Source organism: Roseovarius mucosus DSM 17069 (assembly GCF_000768555.3).
GTDB lineage: Bacteria > Pseudomonadota > Alphaproteobacteria > Rhodobacterales > Rhodobacteraceae > Roseovarius > Roseovarius mucosus.
The window spans coordinates 40,327-61,392 of record NZ_KN293988.1 but is presented as its reverse complement, the minus strand read 5'-3'; the positions used below and the strand labels follow the sequence as shown (position 1 = coordinate 61,392).

Below are 21,066 nucleotides of genomic sequence, written 5' to 3'. Positions count from 1 at the left end.
CCAAAGCAAAGAACAGGGACTCCCTCAATGTTGACCGCAGCGATACCATTTCCGGACATCGGAACCGATCTGTTCTCGATCGAAATCGGCAGTTTCACATTCGCGCTGCGTTGGTACGCGCTGGCCTATATCGTCGGCATCCTCATCGGATGGCGCATCTGTCTGGCCGCAGTCAATCGCCCGGCACTCTGGCCCCCGGCCGGTCCGCCACTTGATCGCGAGCAGATCGAGAACCTTCTGACATGGATCATACTGGGCGTGATCGTGGGTGGGCGCCTGGGTTTCGTGCTGTTTTATCAGCCCGGCTATTACCTGGCCAACCCGCTGGAAATCCTCAAGGTGTGGCAGGGCGGCATGTCGTTCCACGGCGGTTTTGCGGGTGTAGGGATTGCGGCGCTGATATTCTGTCTTCGTCAGAAAAGATCCCTGCTCAGCACCGCAGACCTGCTTGCGCTGGCAACTCCGCCGGGGCTGTTTCTGGGACGGCTGGCGAATTTCACCAACAACGAGCTTTGGGGGCGGCCTACGGACGTTCCTTGGGCGATAATCTTTCCGGGCGAGGCGGCGCAAGTCTGTGACGGCATCACCGGGCTCTGCGCCCGACACCCTTCGCAGCTATACGAGGCGCTTCTGGAAGGGCTGCTGCTCGGAACACTCCTGCTCTATCTCGCCTGGCGGCGCGGCTGGCTGAAGGCCCCCGGTGCTCTGACCGGGGTTTTCCTTACTGGGTACGGCCTTGCCAGAAGCTTCGTGGAACTGTTCCGGCAGCCGGACATGCAGTTCGTGACCGCCGAGAATCCGATCGGTCACGCGCTTCATTTCGGCGAATGGGGGCTGACGATGGGTCAAGTGCTTTCCGCGCCGATGATCGTGACAGGACTGGCTCTGATTTTTTACTCCTTCAGTCACTTCGGAAGCGCGGCCGACCAGAGGCCAAATACCGTCGTGTGATTAAGTGGAGCCAATAAAAGGAGGAACTCGAATGAACAGCAATGTGGAAGAACAATATAGTGGAACAGCGACCGAGAACGCACTGGTCGAAGGGCGAAAAGCGTTTCTCGGCTTCCTCGCGAAACGGGTCGGCAACCGCGCGGATGCCGAGGATGTTTTCCAAGAGTTCTGCATTCGGGTGCTGACTCGCAAGGATCAGCTTCGCGACGTGGAACGCATGGATGCATGGCTATACGCGATCCTCCGGTCCACCATGAACGATCATTTTCGCAAAGCCACTCGGCGCAGCCGCTTGGCCGTAGCTGTCGCACGAGACCCACATCAGTTGGTTGCCGATGCGCCGGTGCAGATGGCGCGGCTGTGCACTTGTCCGAGCAGGCTGCTTACCGAGCTTCGTACCGTTGATGCCAAATTGATCCGGCGGATCGATTTCGGTGAAGAGGATCGGAAAATCGTGGCCGCCGATATGGGGTTGAACCGCAATGCCCTTGGCGTTCGGCTGCACAGGGCGCGCGCTGCTCTGCGCGAGGCGATCCAATACCATTGTGGAGCCTGCTGCCTGGAGGATCCCGATGATTGCTACTGCCCAGTCTAGCGCCGAAGCGATCCCCTACTGCGACAAGCAAAGCTAGGCGACGGAATCAGGCGAACAATTCAGGGCATTCACGGGCGCATTTGTTGGTCAAAATGATGTACACCAGATGCAGCGTTGCGAGCCCCGCCAGCAGGCAGAAAAACGAAATGTAGGCAAACTGGAGAAAGGCGATATCGATCACGATCACCGCCACCAGCGTCAGGGCGAAATGGCGCATATGTTTGTAATGCGACAGCGCTGGCGGCAGGGTGATAAGGGTCACATAGATCGTATTGGTCAGCCAGCGTGGCATCATGTAATCAAGCCACATTGATTTTTCATAGGCCAGCGACTGGTTGTTGATCTCGACCACGACCATGCTGCTGTTCAGCCCGTGCGGGATGTAAAGCAATAGACCGAAGGCCAGTCCGATCAACGCCATGAGGCGGAACAACCGCTTCCGAGGGCTGTCGTCCGGTTCCAGAACGTAGACCGAGTATGGCACCCAGATCGGCCACATGAACCAGGTGAAAAAAATGAACCCCATAGCTCCCCATAAGACCGTCAGGGGATCGTTTCCGTTCATGCCGACCCAGACAAAACCCTCGGTAAACTGTTGCAGTCCGGCAAAAAGCGGCATCAGGGCAAGCGGAAGATACCGTTTGTTTCGCCGCCACGCCACAATTGAAATGGCCGTGCCGCCGCCAACAAGAAAAACGCTGGCGGCAAAGCTGACTTGCGCGGACAAGCACATGGAATTCTTTCTCCGACATATTTTTTTGGGACGGCCCAAAGTGCAAACCTAAGGCACAAACTGGGCGTTGAAAAGCAACCGGCTCATTACGGGAGTCCTCTCGGCGCCGCTGACCACCCATTGCGATGGGACGGTCGCGGGCGCAGCTCAGTCGCGATTACCTCCCTGAGCACGAGGCCTCTGCGGAGACTTGGCGCGCCCCGTCGGCAAAGTATTCGAATTGCCGAGTTGAGGAATCGCCAGTGGCTTTCATGCAAATCAATGCCTTTCGGATGGAACTGTAAGGTTTGGAGACCGGCAACGTCTATTTACCTAAACGGTCGTTCTCGATCGCAAGGAAAATCGACAGGAGCCAACATTGAAAAAATTGACCCTTGAGGTCCGCGGGCTGTTCGAGGAACTCGATCATCTCGCGGTCGAACGCCATTTGTCAGCTCTCGGCGGCGTGCACAGCGCCGAAGCGAACCCGGCATCGGCAAGCGTGACAGTCCACTACGATGAGACGGCAGTGGGCGAGGAAGAGCTGCGCAACACGGTTGAGGCCTGCGGATTCCACTGCGCCGGGGAGCGGGTTCCGAACCATGTCTGCCACGCCGACCATCAAATGTCTGGCGCGGAGGCCCCGGCTGGCCACGACGCGATGGCGCACGAGATGGGCCACGGCGGTGGTATGGACATGGCCAGCATGGTCCGCGACATGCGCAACCGCTTCTGGGTGGCGCTGCTGTTCACCATCCCGATCTTCACTTATTCGCCGATGGGTGGCCTGTTCACGCCACCCGCGCCGCCCTTCGGGCTGGAACTGGATCTGTGGCTGTTCTTCCTGGGTAGTGCCGCGATTATCTGGCCAAGCTGGCCGTTCTTCGTCGCCGCCTGGCGCGCCCTGCGCAACGGCATCCTGAACATGGCGGTCCTGGTCGTGCTGTCGGTTGGCACCGGTTATGTGTTCAGCGTCGGGTCTACCTTCTTCTTTCCGGGCGTGCAATTCTACGAGGCGGTGGCGGTGCTGCTGGTGTTCATCCTGTTGGGTCACTGGCTGGAGATGCGCGCGCGGGCCGGGGCGTCCGCTGCAATCCGCGCACTGCTCGATCTTGCACCGCCGATGGCGACCGTTATCCGCGATGGGCAAGACGTTGAGGTGCCTACCTCCGAAGTACTTGAGGGCGAGATCGTGCTGATCCGGCCCGGCAACAAGATCCCGGTGGATGGCGAGGTTGTCGAAGGCGCGTCGCTGGTCGACGAATCCATGCTGACAGGCGAATCCATGCCGGTCAACAAGGCCGTCGGCGACACCGTGATCGGCGCCACCATCAACAAGAGCGGCAGTTTCCGGTACCGCGCCACCAAGGTCGGGGCCGACACCGCGCTGGCGCAGATCGTCAAGCTGGTGCAGGAGGCGCAGAACTCCAAGGCACCCGCCCAGCTTCTGGCCGACAAAGCCTCACAATGGCTGGTGCTGATCGCCGTCGTGATCGGACTTGCAACCTTCGCGGTCTGGTTCTGGTGGATCGGCTCTCCGCTTTTGTTCGCGCTGACGCTGACGATCACCGTCTTCGTCATCGCCTGCCCGGACGCGCTTGGGCTTGCTACGCCGATGGCGGTGATGGTGGGCACAGGGTTAGGGGCGCAGCACGGTATCCTGTTCAAGAATGCCGGTGCGCTGGAAGACGCGACCAAGCTTGACGTGATCGTCTTCGACAAGACCGGCACGTTGACCATGGGCGAACCGCGCGTGGTCGAGGTCGTTGCCGCCGAAGGCGGCGCGGAGGATGACGCGCTGCGGGCTGCGGCGGCCGTCGATCGCGGCTCGGACCACCCGCTGGCGCTCGCCATTGTCGAACGCGCGGCGGACCTCGACGTCCCGCAGATGGCCGAGTTTCTCAACCTCGAAGGCCGCGGCGCGCGCGCCGAAGTCGCAGGCAAGACCGTGCTGGTCGGCAATCGGCGCCTGATGGACGAGGAGGGTATCGACGTCGGCACCCTGACGGCGGAGGCCGAGCGCCTGAAGGGCGAGGGCCGCACGGTTGTGCATGTGGCGCAGGGCGGACGGATGCTGGGCCTGATCGCCATCGCTGATGCGCCGCGTCCGAGCGCCAAGGCCACCGTGGCCAAGCTGCGCGCACGCGGCGTCGAGGTGGCGATGCTGACCGGCGACAACGAAGGTACCGCAAGGCGGATCGCGGGCGAGCTGGGCATCGACATTGTGCTGGCAGATGTTCTTCCGGGCCAAAAGGCCGAGAAGGTCAAAGAGCTTCAGGCCCAGGGTAAGAAGGTCGGCATGGTCGGTGACGGTGTCAACGACGCACCCGCGTTGACCCAGGCCGATGTCGGATTTGCCATCGGTGCGGGCACCGACGTGGCGATGGAAAGCGCCGATGTCGTGCTGATGAAAAGCGATCCCTACGATGTCGTGGGGGCCATCGAGTTGTCGCGCGCCACCTTGCGCAAGATGCACCAGAACCTGTTCTGGGCCGTGGCTTACAACGTGGTCGCCTTTCCGATGGCGGCAGGGGTGTTTTATCCGTTGATCATCAGCCCCGCCGTGGCAGCACTTGCCATGTCGGGCAGCTCCGCGCTGGTGGCGGTCAACGCGCTGCTGCTGAAACGAACGCGGCTGGAAGGTATTGGTGCGGGCAAGAGTGGGTCCGCCAGCGGCGGCGGTCAGGGCGATGCGCAGGCAGGCCAGGTGCCGCTTCACGCCGGACACTCGCAGAAATCACATTGAATAAGGGGGACTTGAGATGTCTGACACATCATCGACCAAGACACCGGACGGGAAGGGCATGGCGGCGCGGTTTCCCACCGCGTATTCCATCCTGTTCGGCCTGATCATCGTTGTCGCGGCGCTGACCTGGATTATCCCTGCGGGCCAATATGACCGCGCCATGAACGAAGAGGTCGGGCGCGAGATCGCCGTGCCGGGTACGTATCAAACGGTCGAGCCCAATCCACAGGGGGTCATCGACGTCATGCTGGCACCGGTGGCGGGGTTTTATGATCCCGACAGCTATGCCGCAAATGCCATCGACGTGGCGCTGTTCGTACTGCTTTTGGGCGGCTTTCTGGGCGTGGTGAATGCCACGAATGCCATCGACACCGGCATCCAGACGGCGATGGTGCGGCTGAAGGGGCGCGAGATCTGGATGATCCCGATCCTGATGTCGCTCTTTGCCCTGGGCGGCACGACCTATGGCATGGCCGAGGAAACGCTGGCCTTTTACGCGCTTCTGATCCCGGTGGTGATCGCGGCGGGCTACGATTCCGTGACCGGCGTGGCGATCATCCTGATCGGTGCCGGGATCGGCACGCTGGGATCGACAATCAACCCCTTCGCCACGGTGATCGCGTCTAACGCGGCAGGCATCCCGTTCACGGATGGTATTGCGCTGCGGCTGGTCCTTCTGTTGGGCGGCCTCGCGATCTGCGTGGCCTACGTCATGCGCTATGCCTCGAAGGTTAAGGCCGACCCGGCCCGGTCCGTCGTCGCTGCGCAACGCGACAGCGACCGGCAGTTTTTTCTGAACGAGACGGATGCAACGTTCGAGGAGCCGAAGCTGAGCGGAACTCAGAAGCTGGTCCTGATCCTGTTTTTTACGACCTTTGCGGTAATGATTTGGGGTGTCTCGAGCCAGGGATGGTGGATGGCTCGGATGGGCGCGCTGTTCTTCGGCATGGCCATCGTCGTCGGGCTGGTCGCCCGCATGGGGGAGAAGAAGCTAACGTCGTCCTTTGTCGACGGAGCGAAGGATCTTCTGGGAGTTGCGCTGGTGATCGGTCTGGCGCGCGGCATCGTGGTGATCATGGAGCAGGGCCTGATTGCCGACACGATCCTGAATAGTGCCGCCGATACCCTCGGCGGCCTGCCGGAAGTCGCGTTCATCAACCTGATGCTTTGGATCGAGATCGGGATGAGCTTTCTCGTGCCGTCGTCGTCCGGCCTGGCCGTCCTGTCGATGCCGATCCTTGCCCCGTTGGGGGATTTCGCGGGGGTCGGCCGTGACCTCGTGGTGACGGCCTATCAATCGGCGAGCGGGCTCGTGAATCTGATCACGCCCACCTCTGCGGTTGTGATCGGCGGTCTGGCCATCGGGCGCGTGTCGTTCGACCGCTGGGTCGTCTTCGTCTGGCCCCTGCTGCTGATCCTCGTCGTCTTCATCTCGGCCGGGATCAGCCTGGCCGCCATTCTCTGATTAGAAAGAAGGAGGCATTCCAGATGTCTGAACCAAAATTGGGCGTTCATTCCGAAGCCGGTACATTGCGGCAGGTGATCGTATCGCCACCCGGCCTGGCGCATCGCCGTCTGACACCGGACAACCGCGAAAACCTGCTGTTCGACGATGTGTTCTGGGTCAAACAGGCGATCAAGGATCACGCCGTCTTTGCCGATGTCATGCGCGGCGAAGGGGTCGAGGTGTTGGATGCGATGGCGCTGCTGGGCGAGACGCTGGACATTTCCGACGCGCGCGCCTGGGTTCTCGACCACCGCATCACCCGCAATGACGTCGGCGTGGGGATGCGGGACGACTTGCGTGCCTGGATGGAGGGTCTGCCCGGCACGGAACTGGCCCGTTTGCTGGTCGGCGGCATCCGGGTGGACGATCTGCCTTTCACGCCCTCCGGCATGTTCGGCAGCTACCTTGGCCCCCACGGTTTCGTGCTGCCGCCGCTGCCAAATTTCATCTTTACCCGCGACAATTCAGCCTGGGTTTATGGCGGCGTGAGCCTGAACCCGATGCATTTCGCGGCACGGCGGCCCGAAACGCTGCTGATGGCAGCAGTCTACCGGTTTTATCCGACATTCGCGGATCGAGTGCGGGTCTGGTTCGGCGATCCGACGCGGGAATTCGGGACGGCCACGCTGGAAGGCGGCGACATCATGCCAATCGGGCACGGTGTCGTCATGGTCGGCATGGGCGAACGATCGACCCCGCAGGCGGTGGGCCAACTGGCCGAGGCGCTGTTCGAGGGTGGCGACGTGACGCGGGTGATCGCCTGCCAGATGCCCAGTTCGCGCGCGGCGATGCATCTGGACACCGTTTTCACCCATTGCGGGGGCGATGTGGTGACCACTTTCAAGGAGGTGGCGGATGCGATCACCTGCTATGACCTGCGCCCCGGTCAGGGCAAGGCCGCGCTCGATATCCGCCGGGATGCGCGCCACATATTCGAGATCACCGCTGAAATTCTGGGCCACAAGAAACTGCATCTAGTGCCCACCGGCGGGGCCGACGCCGCGGAGCAATCGCGCGAACAGTGGAATGATGGCAACAACGTGCTGGCGCTGCGCCCCGGCGTCGTCATCGGCTATGACCGCAACGACGACACCAACGCCGCACTGAAGGAGGCCGGGATCGAGGTGCTGGCCATCCCCGGTGCCGAACTCGGCCGGGGCAGGGGCGGCAGCCACTGCATGAGTTGCCCGACGATCCGCGACGCAATCTGAACCACCGACGATAAGGAAATCCCATGTCCTACAATCTGAGAAACCGCCATTTCCTGGCCCTGCGCGACTTCACGCCGCAGGAAATCAGCTTCTTGCTGAAACTCTCCGCCGACCTGAAGGCGGCGAAATACGCCGGCACTGAAGTTCCGCGCCTGACCGGCAAGGAAATCGCCCTGATCTTCGAGAAGGACAGCACCCGCACCCGCGTCGGCTTTGAGGTGGCGGCCCACGATCAGGGCGCGCATGTGACCTATCTTGGCCCCTCGGGGTCGCATCTGGGCAAGAAGGAAACCGTCAAGGACACCGCGCGCGTGCTAGGCCGGGTCTATGACGCGATCGAATATCGCGGATTTGGTCACCCTATCGTCGAGACGCTGGCGCAATACGCTGGCGTGCCCGTCTATAACGGGCTGACGGACGAATTCCACCCGACGCAGATCCTTGCCGATTTCCTGACCATGCAGGAACATTCCGACAAGCCGCTGCGCGAGATCGCCTATTGCTTCATGGGCGATGCGGGCAACAACATGGGTGACAGCCTGCTGATCGGCGGGGCGAAGATGGGCATGGATGTGCGCCTGTGCGCGCCCGAAAGCCTGTGGCCGGGCCAGGCGATCCGCGACGAGGCCGATGACGTCGCCGTGCAGACCGGCGCGCGGATCACGATCACCGAGGATGTGGACGCCGCGGTGAAAGACGTCGATTTCGTCTATACCGATGTCTGGGTGTCGATGGGTGAGCCCAAGGAAAAATGGGCGGAACGGATCGAGCTGCTGACGCCCTATCAGGTGAATTCCGATGTGATGGCCAAAACCGGCAATCCGAGGGCCAAGTTCATGCATTGCCTGCCCGCCTTCCACAATGCCGAGACCGAAGTCGGCGCCGATATCGAAGAGGAATTCGGCATCACGGCGATGGAAGTCACCGAAGAGGTGTTCGAAAGCCCGGCCTCCATCGTGTTCGATCAGGCCGAGAACCGGCTGCACACGATTAAGGCGGTGCTCGTCGCCACGCTGGGCAACTAGCGGTGCTGGTTGTCGCCGCATTGGGGGGCAATGCATTGTTGCGCCGTGGCGAGCCGCTGACCGCCAAGGCGCAGCGCGAGAACGTCGCCACCGCGGCTACCGCGCTGGCGCAGATCATCAAGGCCGGACACCGGCTGGTCGTCACCCACGGCAACGGGCCGCAAATCGGCCTGCTTGCATTGCAGGGTGCGGCCTACAAACCCGATGCAGTGTTCCCGCTGGATGTGCTGGGGGCGGAAACCGATGGCATGATCGGTTACATGATCGAGCAGGCGCTTGAAAACGCCCTGGGCCATGACCGCCCGGTCGCGACCCTGCTGACCCAGATCGAGGTCGATCCCAAAGACCCGGCCTTCGCCAAACCCACCAAGTTCATCGGCCCGGTCTATGACAAGGCGGAAGCCGAACGGCTCGCGCAGGCGCGGGGGTGGAGCATTGCTGCGGATGGCGCGCATTGGCGCCGCGTGGTGCCGTCGCCGATGCCGAGTGGCATTCCCGACCTGAAAGTGCTGGAACTGCTGCTCGAGCAGGACGTGACGCTGATCTGCGCAGGCGGCGGTGGCATTCCGGTCGTCCGGCGTGCCGACGGTTCGCTGATCGGGGTCGAGGCGGTGATCGACAAGGATCACGCGACGGCGCTTCTGGCACACAAGCTGAACGCCGACGCGCTGTTGCTGCTGACTGACGTCGAGGCCGTGTTCCGCGACTTCGGCACCGAAACGCAATCGGCTATTTGGCAGGTGTCGCCGGAGGACGCAGTGCGTCTGGACTTGCCCGACGGCTCGATGGCGCCGAAGGTGGCCGCCGCCGCGACTTTCGTATCCGATCGTGCGCGTTTCGCCTCCGTGGGTCGCCTGGAGGATGCGCTTGCCCTGCTAGATGGCAAGGCGGGCACGATGATCGTAAACAACTGAACCCAAGGAGCATATTCGATGAAACGTCTGGCAGAAAAAGTCACCCTGATCACTGGAGGAGCGGCAGGCATCGGTCTGGAAACCGCCCGGCTTTTCTTGAGTGAGGGGGCCAAGGTTGCGCTTGTGGACCTCCACGTTGACGACCTGTCGGATGCTGCGGGGGATCTGGGCAATCCGGACGACCTGCTGACAATCGCCGCCGACGTCTCATCGGTCGAAGATTGCAAAAGATACGTCGCGCAGACCGTCGAGAAGTTCGGGCGCATCGACGTGTTCTTCAACAACGCCGGAGTCGAAGGCATGGTCGCGCCGCTGGTCGATCAGAAGATCGAGGATTTTGACCGCGTGATGGCGGTTAATGTGCGCGGCGCTTTCCTTGGGTTGCAGCATGTCTTGCCCGTGATGACTGGGCAGCAATCGGGCAGCGTGATCAACATGTCGTCGATCGCGGGCCTCAAGGGCAGCCCGAACGTCGCGCCCTATATCACGTCGAAACATGCCGTTGTCGGTTTGACGCGCGCCGCCGCGATAGAGGTCGCAGGCCACAACGTGCGTGTCAACTCGGTGCATCCCTCGCCGGTCAACACGCGGATGATGCGGTCGCTGGAGGAAGGGTTCAATCCCGGCCACGGCGACGAAGTGAAGCAACAGCTTGCCGGCACGATTCCGCTGGGTCGCTATGGTGAAAGCATAGAAATCGCCAATCTGGTCCTGTTCCTCGCCTCCGACGAGTCCGCCTTCATCACGGGAGCGCAGTATCCCATCGACGGGGGCATGTCGGCGGGCTGATCGGGTCTCTGCCCTATGGGTTTGGAACCTGTTGCTAGGGGGCTGTCAGGTCGCCGTAAATGTCCCGACCCCAAGCGCCGCGTTCGTACGCGCAATCGACGCCGATCCGTCTCGCTCGGCTTCCGTCAGGGCGCGGATCGCGTCGATGGTTTCGGGGATCACGATGGCTTGGTTGTCGACCATGTAGGCATAGTACAATTCGTCGCCCTCGACCTTGAGCATGTCCTCCCACAGAGCCACCTCATAGAGGCTGTCGTTGGGACGCCCGAAATCGGCCATCATCTCCTTGACCGCGTTAAGTGCGCCCAGCCCGTCCGCCATCCGGATCAACGCGATGCGGGAGGAGGCGCGGAACGCTTCGAGTACCTCGTCTTTGGACGCCTTGCGCGGCATCCTGACCGACCAATAATGCAGATGGGCAAGGGTCTGCGGCACCTTCACGGCCATCGTGATCACGTCGAGATCGGGATCGACGCTTTGTGCATCCGGGCCCTGATGGCTGGGAATATCGGGTTCGGGCACAAGCGTGTTCATGATTCCACCCAGATGGCTTTCCCACGGGTCGGTGGCGCGCCGCAGGAGCGTTCCGCGCGCTGAGCCAAGAAGCCCTGCAACTTTCAGCGCTGTGAGGGTGCGGACGATCGACGTCGTGTTGCAGGACACCACGCGGGTGCGATCGCGCCCAATCGCGCTTGCATAGTTTGCTTCGGCAACAAAGGAATGGCCGGTCACCTCGTGTTTTTCGCCGCCATGAACGATGAACCGGATGCCTCTTTCGCGATAGGTTTCCACATTGCGCACAGCCACTTTCTTGGGCGTGCTGTCCACCACGATGTCTGCGGTAGCAAGCAGGTCGTCGAGCCCTCCGGCCACGTCAAGGCCGGCCTCTCGCATGGCCGGGGTGCGATCCGGGTCGGCGGCATAAAGCGCGAAACCCTTCGCGCGCGCCATGCGGGCGCGCCAGTCGGAGGTGACATCCGCCACGCCAACGAGGTCCATGTCCTCTTGTGCGACCACTGCGTCTGCCACACGTTTGCCGATCACGCCGTATCCGTTTACGGCAACTCTGATAGGTCTCATGTCAGTCATCCCGCTCTCGTGAATTCTGTGCCGGTCGAAATATCCCAGGCGGATTCGCCTGCCTTGACCTTGGCGATATAGTCACGGGTCAGCGGAACCGCATCACGGCGCTTGGCAAGCTGGATCTGGAAGACCATCAACCGCCCATTCCGGAACGCCATTTCGCAGACAGCCAGATAGAATTCCCACATACGGCAGAACCGCTCGTCGTAAAGCATGCGCGCTGTTTCGCGTTCCTGGGCAAATCGTTCGGACCAGTGGCGCAGAGTCTCGGCATAATGCAACCGCAGGACCTCGACATCCGTGACCCACATTCCCGCACGCTCTGCTGCCGCGATGGTTTCGGACAGCGTGGGCAGATAGCCCCCGGGGAAGACGTATTTGCGGATCCACGGATCGCTGCCGCCTTTGGGCGCCATCCTGCCGATCGCATGCAAAAGTGCGACGCCATCGGGCCTGAGAACGCGCTGAAGGGTGGTAAAAAACGCATCGAATCCGCTGCGGCCCACATGCTCGAACATACCTACGGACACGACGCGATCGTATAGCCCATGCTCTTCGCGGTAATCGCGCCGTTCAAAGGCCACCTGATCAAACAGGCCGGTTTGCTGGGCACGTTCGCGGGCAGCGGCAATCTGTTCGGTCGAGAGGCTGAGCCCGGTCACGCGCGCCTCGTGTTGCTGGGCAAGCTCCATCGCCAGCCCGCCCCAGCCCGAGCCGATGTCGAGAACCTCCAGACCGGGTCGCATCAAGAGCTTTGCTGCGATGTGCTTTTTCTTGAAGGCCTGGGCCTCGTCCAACGTTTCGGTCCCGATCGGGAAGTAGGCGCAGGAGTATTGTCGATCCGCATCCAGAAAAAGGTCGTAGAGTTCGGTCGAGATGTCGTAGTGATGCGCCACGTTCGCGTGAGACCGGCTGATCGGATTATGATGCAGCCTGCGGCTCAGGAATGCGTCCAGCCAGCGGGTCAATCGTCTGCCAGGCAATGCGTCGATAGTATCTATGTCGGTCATGCAGATCGAGAGGAGGTCGCGCAGGCTGCCAGTTTCAATGCGCAGCGTCCCGTCCATATAAGCCTCGCCAAGTGCAATGCTGGGGTTCACCAGAAGTTGCACAGGCAGCACCTTTTCGGTCAAACGGACGGAAACGGCGGGTTCGCCGCCGGGGCCGAAATGCCACGTCTGGCCGCAGGGATCGTAGATGGTGAGGCGTCCGTTTTGAACGAGGCGTCGCAGCGATTTGGCGAGCAACCACATGGCCGCCCGTCCCGGTGCGAGACGTCCGGTTTCAATCCGGCTACCTTCTTGTTCAAAGCGTTCGTCGGGAGAGGTTTCGCTATTGGACATGATCGCTTGCTCCGTCTTGTTTTTTGTCGGCAGGCGGCGTCAACCGCCGCTTTCTGATAAAACAGACGAAAGATGACAAGGTTCATTACAGCGCAGCGGCCTGCCGACACGGTGCCCGCGGTGCACAGGCGTGCGTAGGCGGAACCCTTGGAAAACGGATCGGCGTGTCCTCGCTGGCGGACAATAGAACGCGATCCGTGAATTGCAGACACGCCGGTGAGAGAGGGCCAGCACATCGGGGCTCAGTCCGTCGTTTTCGCTCCGGCGTCGTCCTTCATCGCTTGAAAACGAGCGCGGGCCTTTTCCGCTGCGTCGCAATCGCAATCGAGAAAGCCATGAACCGGGCAGGTCAGGCACATCTGTTCCAACCTTGTCTTCAACGCCTGCCGACCCCGGTGAAGGCGGACCGTGATGTTGTTCAAGGTGATGCCAAGGTCTTTGGCGACAGCATCGCGCGGCTGCTCCTGAAGATCGACGCGCCAGATTACTTCGGCATATTCCGGTCTGAGCGTCGGCAACAGCTTGTACAGACAATTGCATATCGCCTCGTCGAGTTCTTCGTCGAACCCGTTTTGGACGCTGTCCAGGTCGGTTGGGGCCATGACTACCTCCCTCTGGCGCCTTCGCGAAACCTTGCGACCGTAGTCGGCGATGGACGACGCCAGAATCTGGCCGAGCCAGCCACGAACGGCGCGCACATCGCGAAGTTGCTCGGAGCGGTCAATGGCGCGCAGCATGAACGTTTGCAGGACATCCTCGGCTGCCTCCGGATCTCCCAGTCGCCGACGCAGGAAATTCAGGATATGCTGCCGACCTTCCACCAGCGAGCGACGGACAGCGATGTCCGCATCCTTGGCGGCTGTGTTGGGCTGATCTGCTGTGGATAACCGATCATTCGGGTCGTGATTCATGATACACCTCTGAAAAGTAAGACGCCGAACCATCGAGAACGTTACACTTTTTCGGGTGCTTCGGGTGACCTGATTGTTGGTGGTTTTGCTGTTGGGTATGCACAGGCGCGGTCTTTTGGAACCCGGGCCAACGGGCGTATGCCCAGGAATGCGTAAGGTTTCGGCTGCCGCAGCGTCTTCTTACTTCGCCCCTGAGTTGGCACATCGGAAAATTTCTGCAATTCCTGCCACTTCTGACTTGGAAAGGAAATCTCGATGTCGCCGACTGTCATAACCAAAATCGTTTTGGCCATGTTCCTGTGGGCGGCGTGCTTTCCGCTGATCACGGCGGGGCTGCAATACGCGCCGCACCTGACCTTTGCGACGATGCGGGCAGGTCTGGCAGGCGCGGCTCTGGTGGGGTTGGCCATGATTTTGCGCAGACCATTCCCGCGCGGTTGGCGCACGTGGTTGACCTTGGGGATCGTCGGGATTGGTGCGACAAGTTTGGGATTTCTGGGCATGTTTCATGCAGCAGAATTCGTGTCTCCGGGCCTCGCCACGGTCATCGCAAACGCGCAGCCGCTGCTGGCCGCAATACTGGGTGTTGTATGGCTTGGCGAAAGGCTGCCGAAGGTCGGTTGGGTCGGCCTTTCGATCGGATTCATGGGAATCCTCGTGATCGCGCTGCCGCAATTGCTTGATGGAGGGCAAGAGGGGTCGGCCATCGGTTTCGCCTATATCGTTTTGGCCGCGGTTGGGGTGACCATCAGCAACGTGGCCATCAAGTCCATCGCCGGCAAAGTGGACGGGCTTTTTGCAATGGGGTTACAGTTGCTCATCGGCAGCGCGCCGCTCGCGTTCGCAGCCCTCGCGCTGGAAGATCAAAACGCCATTCAATGGAACGCGGTCTTCACGGCATCGCTTTTGGGGCTGGCCCTGTTCGGCTCAGCGCTGGTGTATTGGCTCTGGTTTTCCGTGCTGGAGGCAGTTGAGCTGAACCGGGCGATTGTGTTCAGCTTTCTTGTTCCAATCTTCGGTCTTTCAATTGGTGCCTTGTTTTTCGGGGAACGCCTGTCCGGGATTCAATTTTCCGGTATTGCGCTGGTCATTTTGGGGATCGTGTTCGTCAATCTTAAGGGAGCACGGCGGTCTCAAGGTCGATAATACAGAACAACCTGTTAACCTGTTTTCAAACGGTCGTTTTGGCTATTGTCTTCGTCGAAAGCCTGTTTGCTTCGATACGAATGTGTGTTGCTTATTCAGAGTGACGCGCGGAGGGGCAAATTGTTCTTAGAATGACTGCGCGCATTGTACGTTAGAGAGACAATGCTCGAATCAGCGCTGATCGCACCTTCGCAAACCTCTTGGAAAGGGCAGAGACATCATGGCATCGCAAGACAGTGGCAAGCCCGATGTGCCCGACGCTTCGCCGGAACGCGCCCTGTTGGACGGGCGCGGAGCGTTTATGGGATTTCTGGTCAAACGGCTTGGCAACCGCGCAGATGCAGAGGATGTCCTGCAAGACTTCTGCATCCGCGTGCTGTCACGCAAGGATCAGCTCCGAGAGGTCGAACGAATGGATGCGTGGCTCTACACAATCCTGCGGTCCACTTTGAACGATCACTACCGCAAAGGGACCCGGCGTAGCCGGCTGGCGGCGGCGGCGGCGCGCGAACCAGAGGAATGGATTGCCGATGCGCCCTCACAGATGGCGCGGCTGTGCACCTGCCATGGCGGGTTGATTTCCGAACTGCGCCCGGCGGATGCCGAACTGATCCGGCGCATCGATTTCGGCGAAGAAGATCGCGAAAGCGTGGCAGCCGATCTGCGGCTTAACCGCAACGCACTTGGTGTCCGGCTACACCGGGCACGCACTGCTTTGCGCGAGGCGCTTACAACGCATTGCGGCAAGTGCTGCCAAGAGGACCGGGACGATTGTTACTGTCCGCCCGAGGGCTGCGAGAACGACAAACACGAGACTGATTGCGAAGAAGAGGGACAGGAACACTGATCGCCCTGTCGGCGGGTCTGTAACGATTTCCTTCTTCCGGCGTCTTCTTCTGTGACCAAGCCCGAAGGCTCAACCACAGGAGTCGCCTAGCCATGCCACGCAAGACGATGGATCGGAAATCAGGGGGAACCCGTCACTCATCATCCGACGACGATGATCTTCGGATCTTGTTCTCGCAAATGACCTGTGCCTGTGCCGAGACCTGCGGGCATGCCGACGCCCCGATGGCGCGGGCGTTGTTCAACCGGGTCGAAATGATGAACCAGCCCCCGTCACTCGCGGCGCGCGCGTTGGGCATCGAGCCCGGCGATGCGTCCTATCTGCTGACCGGTCTGCGCGAGGATGTGGCGAAGGATTTCGTGCGTGTGATGCTCGCTGGACGACCCTCCATAGACACTACCAATCAAGAGGAAGCTGATGATGAATAAGAGCCTGCGCCTTGCGACAGTGACCCCGGAACAATTTCTTGCACCCGTTTCCGGTAACGCAACGACCGCTAGTAACGTGCCTTACGTCCAAGACGCCTTTGAACGCTGGGTGCTGCTTCTCGACACGCTGCGTGAACGCGCCGACAATATGATCGCGCATGAGCGGCAGGGCATGCCGCCGCTTCTGGATTTCGATTACGAACTGCTGCTGGACGCACGCACCTTTGAGCGGTCGGCCAACTACGCGCTGCTCAGGATCACGCGGGTCGGCGACGATTGCTGGGACGATTGCGTGGACGAGGCCAAGCCGCCGGTGATCGTGATCGATCCGCGCGCCGGGCACGGGCCCGGTATCGGCGGCTTCAAGCGCGACAGCGAGGTCGGCATGGCGATGCACGAAGGCCACCCGGTCTATTTCGTGATCTTCTATCCCGAGCCCATGCCGGGTCAGACGCTGTCGGACGTGCATTATGCACTGCGCGATTTTGTATTGGAGGTCGCGCGCCGTCACCCGGACACAGCCCCCGTGCTCTACGGCAATTGCCAGGCCGGTTGGGCGGCCACGCTGCTGGCGGCGGATTGCGACGGCCTGACCGGTCCGATTGTGCTGAATGGCTCACCGCTCAGCTATTGGTCGGGCGAGGCGGCAAGCAGCCCGATGCGGATGATGGGCGCGCTCTCGGGAGGGGCCTGGGCCGCGCATATGATATCCGATCTGGGCGATGGCCGGTTCGATGGCGCCTGGCTGGCGCAGAATTTTGAGACCCTGCAACCGGAAAAGGCGATCTGGGATAAGTACGCGACCCTCTTTGCCCATGCCGACACAGAGCGTGAGCGGTTCGTCGAATTCGAACGCTGGTGGAATGGCTACTACACGCTCAGCCGCGAGGAAATCCTCGGCATCACGCAGAACCTGTTCATCGGCAACCGGCTGGAACAGGGCGAGATGCAGCTGGATGCGCATTGCACCGTCGATCTTAAGCGCATCAGCAATCCGCTGATCATCTTCGCCTCGGACGGTGACAACATCACGCCGCCCGAACAGGCAATGGGGTGGATTGGCAAGCTTTATCCCGATACCGATGCGCTCAAGGCAGCCGGGCAGCGCATCGTCTATATGACGCATCCGCGTGTCGGGCATCTGGGCATCTTCGTCTCCGGCTCCGTCGCGCGGCTCCAGCATCGTGCGATTCTGGAAAGCCTGGACGATGTCGAGGCCCTTTCCCCGGGTCTCTACGAGATGGTGATCGACAACCCGTCGGGTGACCCGGACTGCGAGACCGGCGATTTTGAGGTGCGATTCGAACCGCGCGAGGTCGATGATCTGGGCATTGCATCGGACGATGCGGCCTTGAAACAAGTGGCGCAGATATCGCGGATCAACGAGGCGGTCTATTCGATTTTCGTCAGTCCTTGGATCCGCGCCGCGACGACCCCGGCCAGCGCTGAGGCGCTCCGTGCGCTGCACCCCATGCGCTGGACCAGAACGATGTTCTCCGAACAGGTGAACCCGTGGATGGCCCTGATCAAGTCCACCGCCGAAACGCTGCGCGAGACGCGCTCACCATTGCCGGACGACCACCCCGCGATCGTGGCCGAGCGTGCGCTGTCGGCGCGCACCGGCGAGGGTATAGGCGCATGGCGCAAGGGACGCGATGCCTGGATCACCCATGTCTTTGGCGCGATGTTCGGCAATTTCCCGTTCGCCGCAGCAACCACACAGGCGGAAAAACCGTCGGCCTCATCAAAAAAAGGAATGAACAATTATGGAATGGCTTTTTGAAAACTGGGTTTTGGTTCTCGTCTTCGGCGGAATGGCCGCAATGCACCTTTTCGGGCACGGACATGGCGGACACAAACATGGCAAGTCGGCCAAGCGTCATGGTGCGCACGACAAGAAGTCCGAAGCTTCCGCCGATACCGAGGCAGTGTCGGAGGATGCCTGAATTCGACGCATGCTGCGATCCTGCGGAACTGCTTGATCTGTCCGGCCGGAAGGGTCTGGTTGTCGGCATCGCCAATGATCGCAGTCTGGCGTGGCCTGCTGCCCTGCATTTCCGTCAAGCGGGTGCCGAGCTCGCCATCACCTATGTCGATGAGCGCACCAAACCTCATGTGGTGCCATTAGCTGCACGTCTCGAAGCGCCGATCCTGCTGCCCTGTGACGTGAATGCGCCGCACGAACTCGACGCTGTCTTCGACGCCATCACGGACCGCTGGGGAAAATTGGATTTCATCCTTCATGCCGTGGGCAGCGTGCCGCCCGGCGACCTTCATGGCCGCCTGACTGACTGTTCGGCTGCAGGGTTTTCCCAAGCGATGCATGTGTCCGTCCATTCGCTGATCCGCATGGCGCATCTTGCCGAGCCCCTGATGAAAAGCGGCGGCAGCCTGATCACTCTGAGCTATCTGGGTGGCGAACGTGTGGTGGAGAATTACAACGTGATGGGGCCGGTCAAGGCGGCGCTTGAGGCCACCGTGCGCTATCTGGCTCACGAACTCGGGCCGTCGAACATCCGCGTCAACGCCATTTCGGCGGGACCCGTGATGACCCGCGCGGCGTCCGGGTTGACCGGCTTTGCGGGTCTTCTGGACGCGACCGCGCGAGTTGCCCCATTGCGGCGCAACGTCACGGCCGACGAGGTGGGCCGCGCCGCCCTGCTGTTCGCCAGCGACTATACCGGCGGCATCACGGGCGAGGTGCTGCATGTCGATGCGGGTGTTCACGTCGAAAGCCCTGTCGCCGCAGCCAAAATGAACGTCAAATCGGAGGAATCATGATGCGCCAGACCATTGACGAAACCAATCAATTGCCCGCAACAGAGCGCCGCGATTTCCTTTATTATGCAACGGCCTCAACCGGCGCGATTGCCGCAGGCGCGGCGGTCTGGCCGTTGATCAATTCGATGAACCCCTCGGCCGACGTGACCGCGTCCGGCACGGTCAAGGTTGATCTTTCCGGCGTCGAACCGGGCCAACGTATTACCGTGAAGTGGCAGGGCCACCCGGTCTTTGTCTGGCGCAGGTCTGAGGCAGCGATCCAGGCTGCACGGGCCGTCGATCTCGACCAGCTTCCCGATCCTGTTGACGAAGCGGGCGAGAATCCGAACACAAGTGGCGAGGAGCCAGCGCTGGATGAGAACCGCGCGGCGGGCGAGGATGGCGAATGGCTGGTCGTTATCGGTGTCTGTACCCATCTCGGCTGTATCCCCTTGGGCCAGGATGGGTCGGCGGTCGGCGAATTCGGCGGTTGGTTCTGCCCGTGCCACGGATCGCATTACGACACCTCGGGCCGGATCCGGAAGGGGCCGGCCCCACGCAACCTCGACATCCCACCTTACGATTTGGGCGACGACCTGCAACTCGTTATCGGCACCTGACGTGCTGAACAAGCCAAAACTCAAGAAGGAGACTATGACATGCTCGCCAAGGATATCATGACAACATCGGTGATCTCGGTCCCGCTGGAGGGACAAATCGAGGACGCGGTACGCTTGATGCTCGACCACAATATCAGCGCGCTGCCCGTCGTTGACGCCGAGGGCGACCTCAAGGGACTTGTCAGCGAAGGCGACCTCATGCGGCGTGTCCGCGAAACAGACGGACCACGCCGGTCATGGTGGCTCGAGGTGCTTGGCGGGGCAAGCGAATCCGCACAGGATTTCGTGAAGCTCAAAAGCCACCGGGTCGAAGACGTGATGACAAGGGATGTGGTTTCGGTAGAAGAGGATACGAATGTCGCGGAAATCGCGCGTCTTCTGGAAAAGCACCGGATCAAGCGCGTGCCGGTGGTGAGATCCGACAAAGTGGTCGGCATCGTCAGCCGTGCGAACCTGCTCCACGCCTTGTCGGCGCTTCAGGATGGGGCGCTGCCGGAGCCGTCGGAGGACGACCGCGTGCTGCGTGCGAAGATTGAAGAGGCTCTGAAAGAAGTGCCCGGTGCAGCGGTCAACCTCATCAACTACACGGTGGACAAGGGGAATGTCGCCGTCTGGGGTGTCGCCGACAGCGATTTCGAGGAGAATGCGATCCGGGTTGCCGTCGAAAACGTGCCCGGTGTCAGGATGGTTGAGGTCCATATGGGACGACTGCCGGCCTGGGCTTACGGGATCTGACTCACATTGCGCAGATAAACCCGGCCTGGCAGGACGCCCGCCCGCTTCCATCAAACGCCATTCCCGAAGAGGCCGACGCAATCGAAGGACTGCTGGTACCGAGCTATTCGCGCAAGTGTCAAAAGAGGCTTGCCTGTCTGCACGCGGGACTGATCGGGATGGCACAGACCTGCGTTTATCTGACGTCGCCCTATTTCGGTCCGGGCACCGTGGTCGACCGGGCGCTTCAGGATGCCGCGCGTCGCCGCGTGGACGTCCGTCTGCTGGTGCCTCGCACGAGCGATCCTATGGTCGCTGGCTGGGCGACGCGGGCGGCATATGCGCAGCTTCTCTCGGCGGGCGTGAGGGTCTACGAGTATCTGCCCCGTCCATTGCATGCCAAGACGTCGGTCGTCGATACAGGCTGGTCGATCATCGGGTCAGCTAACCTCGACTACCGAAGCCTGTTCGTCAATCAGGAGCTGGTTCTGGTCGCACATGACCGCGTCCTGGCAGGGCAGTTGCAGGCGCAATATCTGCAAGATCTTTCGGATGCCCGCGAAGTCCCTCTTCGGGCTTGGCATTCCCGCAGCTGGCGCGCGCGAGGTTTCGAGGTGATCGGATGGGCCGCGCGGCGGCTGCTGTAACCTATAGCACCGGTCAGCCGACAGCCTGCCGGGATGCAGTAACTCTGTCTGCAATATCGACGCCTTCCTACGGCAGAGCGATACACTTGCTCCTGTACTAACGAAGACCGACAGGTT

General features: G+C 61.2%; 21 protein-coding genes. 17 read left to right on the top strand and 4 right to left on the bottom strand.

Features of this window, described 5'->3' with window-relative positions:
• Positions 1-27 precede the first annotated feature (27 nt).
• Entirely contained in the window at positions 28-951 is a 924-nt protein-coding gene (lgt, locus tag ROSMUC_RS16445; protein ID WP_037275436.1) for a prolipoprotein diacylglyceryl transferase, read from the top strand.
• A 31-nt stretch (positions 952-982) separates the two neighbouring features.
• Positions 983-1,546, top strand: a complete 564-nt coding sequence (locus ROSMUC_RS16440) for an RNA polymerase sigma factor (protein ID WP_037275434.1) — start codon at positions 983-985, stop codon at positions 1,544-1,546.
• Between the two features lie 46 nt (positions 1,547-1,592).
• Here the strand turns inward: ROSMUC_RS16440 and ROSMUC_RS16435 are convergent, their stop codons facing one another.
• A complete protein-coding gene (locus ROSMUC_RS16435; protein WP_037275433.1) occupies positions 1,593-2,279 on the bottom strand; it encodes a DUF6629 family protein in 687 nt (228 codons plus the stop codon).
• A gap of 358 nt (positions 2,280-2,637) precedes the next feature.
• On the opposite strand from ROSMUC_RS16435, the gene ROSMUC_RS16430 reads away from it, so the two are divergent.
• Genes ROSMUC_RS16430 through ROSMUC_RS16405 form a run of 6 tightly spaced genes read left to right on the top strand, consistent with a single transcriptional unit; the run spans position 2,638 to position 10,450 of the window.
• Entirely contained in the window at positions 2,638-5,004 is a 2,367-nt protein-coding gene (locus ROSMUC_RS16430) for a heavy metal translocating P-type ATPase (RefSeq protein ID WP_008282905.1), read from the top strand.
• Positions 5,005-5,020: 16 nt separating this feature from the next.
• Positions 5,021-6,469 (top strand): YfcC family protein, encoded by a 1,449-nt coding sequence (locus tag ROSMUC_RS16425; RefSeq protein WP_037275431.1) that lies wholly within the window; start codon positions 5,021-5,023, stop codon positions 6,467-6,469.
• A 23-nt stretch (positions 6,470-6,492) separates the two neighbouring features.
• Positions 6,493-7,722: an arginine deiminase gene (locus ROSMUC_RS16420; protein ID WP_008282903.1), complete on the top strand. Its 1,230-nt coding sequence runs from the start codon at positions 6,493-6,495 to the stop codon at positions 7,720-7,722.
• A gap of 23 nt (positions 7,723-7,745) precedes the next feature.
• Positions 7,746-8,747, top strand: coding sequence for an ornithine carbamoyltransferase (argF, locus tag ROSMUC_RS16415; RefSeq protein ID WP_008282902.1), 1,002 nt, complete (start codon positions 7,746-7,748; stop codon positions 8,745-8,747).
• Between the two features lie 2 nt (positions 8,748-8,749).
• Entirely contained in the window at positions 8,750-9,661 is a 912-nt protein-coding gene (gene arcC / locus ROSMUC_RS16410) for a carbamate kinase (protein WP_008282901.1), read from the top strand.
• A gap of 18 nt (positions 9,662-9,679) precedes the next feature.
• Positions 9,680-10,450 carry an SDR family NAD(P)-dependent oxidoreductase gene (locus ROSMUC_RS16405; RefSeq protein ID WP_008282900.1) on the top strand — a complete coding sequence of 257 codons (771 nt, stop codon included), beginning with the start codon at positions 9,680-9,682 and terminating at the stop codon, positions 10,448-10,450.
• Positions 10,451-10,495: 45 nt separating this feature from the next.
• Here the strand turns inward: ROSMUC_RS16405 and ROSMUC_RS16400 are convergent, their stop codons facing one another.
• From ROSMUC_RS16400 to ROSMUC_RS16390, 3 genes are all read right to left on the bottom strand, one after another.
• Complete coding sequence (locus tag ROSMUC_RS16400; RefSeq protein WP_198133620.1) at positions 10,496-11,530, bottom strand: type II glyceraldehyde-3-phosphate dehydrogenase; 1,035 nt, start codon at positions 11,528-11,530, stop codon at positions 10,496-10,498.
• Positions 11,531-11,535: 5 nt separating this feature from the next.
• Positions 11,536-12,876, bottom strand: a complete 1,341-nt coding sequence (locus ROSMUC_RS16395) for an SAM-dependent methyltransferase (protein WP_099911744.1) — start codon at positions 12,874-12,876, stop codon at positions 11,536-11,538.
• A gap of 242 nt (positions 12,877-13,118) precedes the next feature.
• Positions 13,119-13,787, bottom strand: a complete 669-nt coding sequence (locus ROSMUC_RS16390) for an RNA polymerase sigma factor (RefSeq protein WP_008282897.1) — start codon at positions 13,785-13,787, stop codon at positions 13,119-13,121.
• 255 nt (positions 13,788-14,042) lie between these two features.
• Between ROSMUC_RS16390 and ROSMUC_RS16385 the strand changes: the two genes are divergently transcribed.
• From ROSMUC_RS16385 to ROSMUC_RS16345, 9 genes are all read left to right on the top strand, one after another.
• Positions 14,043-14,933: a DMT family transporter gene (locus tag ROSMUC_RS16385; RefSeq protein ID WP_008282896.1), complete on the top strand. Its 891-nt coding sequence runs from the start codon at positions 14,043-14,045 to the stop codon at positions 14,931-14,933.
• A 220-nt stretch (positions 14,934-15,153) separates the two neighbouring features.
• Positions 15,154-15,780 (top strand): RNA polymerase sigma factor, encoded by a 627-nt coding sequence (locus ROSMUC_RS16380; protein ID WP_008282895.1) that lies wholly within the window; start codon positions 15,154-15,156, stop codon positions 15,778-15,780.
• Positions 15,781-15,872: 92 nt separating this feature from the next.
• Positions 15,873-16,208: a hypothetical protein gene (locus ROSMUC_RS16375; protein ID WP_008282894.1), complete on the top strand. Its 336-nt coding sequence runs from the start codon at positions 15,873-15,875 to the stop codon at positions 16,206-16,208.
• Positions 16,201-17,991, top strand: coding sequence for a DUF3141 domain-containing protein (locus ROSMUC_RS16370; RefSeq protein ID WP_237183599.1), 1,791 nt, complete (start codon positions 16,201-16,203; stop codon positions 17,989-17,991). The genes ROSMUC_RS16375 and ROSMUC_RS16370 overlap by 8 nt, the downstream gene beginning before the upstream one ends.
• Complete coding sequence (locus tag ROSMUC_RS16365) at positions 17,975-18,154, top strand: hypothetical protein (RefSeq protein ID WP_008282892.1); 180 nt, start codon at positions 17,975-17,977, stop codon at positions 18,152-18,154. The genes ROSMUC_RS16370 and ROSMUC_RS16365 overlap by 17 nt, the downstream gene beginning before the upstream one ends.
• Positions 18,147-18,989, top strand: coding sequence for an enoyl-ACP reductase FabI (gene fabI, locus ROSMUC_RS16360; RefSeq protein ID WP_008282891.1), 843 nt, complete (start codon positions 18,147-18,149; stop codon positions 18,987-18,989). The genes ROSMUC_RS16365 and fabI overlap by 8 nt, the downstream gene beginning before the upstream one ends.
• Positions 18,986-19,588, top strand: a complete 603-nt coding sequence (petA, locus tag ROSMUC_RS16355) for a ubiquinol-cytochrome c reductase iron-sulfur subunit (RefSeq protein ID WP_008282890.1) — start codon at positions 18,986-18,988, stop codon at positions 19,586-19,588. Before fabI ends, petA begins: the two co-directional genes overlap by 4 nt.
• Positions 19,589-19,627: 39 nt before the next feature.
• Positions 19,628-20,323: a CBS domain-containing protein gene (locus ROSMUC_RS16350; RefSeq protein WP_008282889.1), complete on the top strand. Its 696-nt coding sequence runs from the start codon at positions 19,628-19,630 to the stop codon at positions 20,321-20,323.
• A gap of 158 nt (positions 20,324-20,481) precedes the next feature.
• Entirely contained in the window at positions 20,482-20,949 is a 468-nt protein-coding gene (locus ROSMUC_RS16345) for a phospholipase D-like domain-containing protein (protein ID WP_008282888.1), read from the top strand.
• Positions 20,950-21,066 lie beyond the last annotated feature (117 nt).

Coding starts and splice junctions, on each gene's coding strand:
- petA (WP_008282890.1), top strand. CDS start 18,986: ATGATGCGCCAGACCATTGACGAAACCAATCAATTGCCCGCAACAGAG.
- ROSMUC_RS16385 (WP_008282896.1), top strand. CDS start 14,043: ATGTCGCCGACTGTCATAACCAAAATCGTTTTGGCCATGTTCCTGTGG.
- ROSMUC_RS16435 (WP_037275433.1), bottom strand. CDS start 2,279: ATGTGCTTGTCCGCGCAAGTCAGCTTTGCCGCCAGCGTTTTTCTTGTT.
- ROSMUC_RS16390 (WP_008282897.1), bottom strand. CDS start 13,787: ATGAATCACGACCCGAATGATCGGTTATCCACAGCAGATCAGCCCAAC.
- ROSMUC_RS16350 (WP_008282889.1), top strand. CDS start 19,628: ATGCTCGCCAAGGATATCATGACAACATCGGTGATCTCGGTCCCGCTG.
- ROSMUC_RS16395 (WP_099911744.1), bottom strand. CDS start 12,876: ATGTCCAATAGCGAAACCTCTCCCGACGAACGCTTTGAACAAGAAGGT.
- ROSMUC_RS16425 (WP_037275431.1), top strand. CDS start 5,021: ATGTCTGACACATCATCGACCAAGACACCGGACGGGAAGGGCATGGCG.
- ROSMUC_RS16375 (WP_008282894.1), top strand. CDS start 15,873: ATGCCACGCAAGACGATGGATCGGAAATCAGGGGGAACCCGTCACTCA.
- lgt (WP_037275436.1), top strand. CDS start 28: ATGTTGACCGCAGCGATACCATTTCCGGACATCGGAACCGATCTGTTC.
- fabI (WP_008282891.1), top strand. CDS start 18,147: ATGCCTGAATTCGACGCATGCTGCGATCCTGCGGAACTGCTTGATCTG.
- ROSMUC_RS16365 (WP_008282892.1), top strand. CDS start 17,975: ATGGAATGGCTTTTTGAAAACTGGGTTTTGGTTCTCGTCTTCGGCGGA.
- ROSMUC_RS16400 (WP_198133620.1), bottom strand. CDS start 11,530: ATGAGACCTATCAGAGTTGCCGTAAACGGATACGGCGTGATCGGCAAA.
- ROSMUC_RS16370 (WP_237183599.1), top strand. CDS start 16,201: ATGAATAAGAGCCTGCGCCTTGCGACAGTGACCCCGGAACAATTTCTT.
- ROSMUC_RS16420 (WP_008282903.1), top strand. CDS start 6,493: ATGTCTGAACCAAAATTGGGCGTTCATTCCGAAGCCGGTACATTGCGG.
- argF (WP_008282902.1), top strand. CDS start 7,746: ATGTCCTACAATCTGAGAAACCGCCATTTCCTGGCCCTGCGCGACTTC.
- ROSMUC_RS16405 (WP_008282900.1), top strand. CDS start 9,680: ATGAAACGTCTGGCAGAAAAAGTCACCCTGATCACTGGAGGAGCGGCA.
- ROSMUC_RS16380 (WP_008282895.1), top strand. CDS start 15,154: ATGGCATCGCAAGACAGTGGCAAGCCCGATGTGCCCGACGCTTCGCCG.
- ROSMUC_RS16440 (WP_037275434.1), top strand. CDS start 983: ATGAACAGCAATGTGGAAGAACAATATAGTGGAACAGCGACCGAGAAC.
- ROSMUC_RS16345 (WP_008282888.1), top strand. CDS start 20,482: ATGGCACAGACCTGCGTTTATCTGACGTCGCCCTATTTCGGTCCGGGC.